Here is a 667-nt window from a genome sequence, read left to right on the forward strand (position 1 = left end):
CGCCGGCCGGCGCGGCATCGCTGGCGCTTGCCGCGGCGATCGCGGCCGGCGCGCTGTGGCTGGCCGCACCCCAGCAGTTGCTTGCCCAGCGCGGCTACGACCGACAGTTGGCCGAGGATATGGCGCCGCTGCAGGCGCACCCGATTGCCGTGCTCGCGCCGGTCGGTGCACCGTTGTGGCGCGCGGAGCTGGGCCGTCCGGTGTTCATGGCCGGCGATGTGTCCGCGCTGTGTGGTTGGGCCGCGGCGCGCGATGGTGGGTCCGCGCCGCTGGCGCTGGTGCGCCCGCAGGCAACCGATGCCGTGCTTGGCCGCTTTGCCGGGGCGCGATTGTTGTGGCAGTCACCGGGAACCCCGCAGACGTCGGTCATGGTGATCGAGCTCGGTGATCGCGGGAGCCACGGCTGCGGGGCCGGGCATTGAACCGGGCGCATGCCGAGGCTGGCAAAAACCGACAAACCGTTTAGGCTCTGACGCATGACATCGGATGCACGTCGCGACGATTATCTCCGCGCCCTCGGGCTGGCCGACTGGCAGTATCGCGCCGACGGGCCGCTGGGCGGCGGGCGGGTGCGCCCCGGCAAGGCGCTCGAGGCCGGGATGACCGGCTCGAACGAGGCGCCGGCCGTGGTTGCCGCCGCTGATGAACAGGCGGTCGCTGCGCCCGA

2 protein-coding genes are annotated in these 667 nt (G+C 72.7%); both read left to right on the top strand.

All coding sequences use genetic code 11. From position 1 onward, the window contains the following. Positions 1-422: hypothetical protein (locus tag ACS8YF_RS19780; RefSeq protein WP_440851796.1), on the top strand; the 422-nt coding region annotated here is incomplete at its 5' end. Between the two features lie 54 nt (positions 423-476). Beyond that, positions 477-667 (top strand): hypothetical protein (locus ACS8YF_RS19785; protein ID WP_440851797.1); only part of this gene is annotated, 191 nt, incomplete at its 3' end.

Origin of the sequence: Salinisphaera sp. SWV1 (assembly GCF_052044155.1) — a bacterium.
In the GTDB taxonomy this organism is placed as follows: domain Bacteria; phylum Pseudomonadota; class Gammaproteobacteria; order Nevskiales; family Salinisphaeraceae; genus Salinisphaera.